The sequence below is a fragment of the Agrobacterium sp. 10T429 genome (assembly GCF_056393925.1).
Genome location: NZ_JBFTGV010000086.1, coordinates 1 through 382, shown reverse-complemented (window position 1 = coordinate 382; position 382 = coordinate 1). Strand labels below are relative to the sequence as shown.

General features: G+C 69.9%; 1 protein-coding gene. It reads left to right on the top strand.

Features of this window, described 5'->3' with window-relative positions:
- Nucleotides 1–382, top strand: a 382-nt coding sequence (locus tag AC1DCP_RS26650; RefSeq protein ID WP_476774908.1) for an alpha-amylase family glycosyl hydrolase, incomplete at both ends; no start/stop codon positions are given.

Here is a 382-nt window from a genome sequence, read left to right as displayed (position 1 = left end):
GATCTATGAAATGCACGTGGGGCTGGCCGGCGGCTACGCCGGCGCCACCGCGCAACTGCACCGGCTGGCCGCGCTGGGCTTCACCGCCATCGAACTGATGCCGCTGGCCGAGTTTCCCGGCGCGCGCAACTGGGGCTATGACGGCGTGCTGCCGTTCGCGCCCGAGCGCAGCTATGGCACGCCGGACGACCTGCGCACGCTGGTCGACACCGCGCACGGGCTGGGCATGATGGTGCTGCTCGATGTGGTCTACAACCACTTCGGCCCCGAGGGCAACTATCTGCACCGCTACGCCAGCGGCTTTTTCCGCGACGACCGCCAGACCCCGTGGGGGCCGGCCATCGACTTCCGGCGCCCCGAGGTGCGGCGCTTCTTTGGCGAG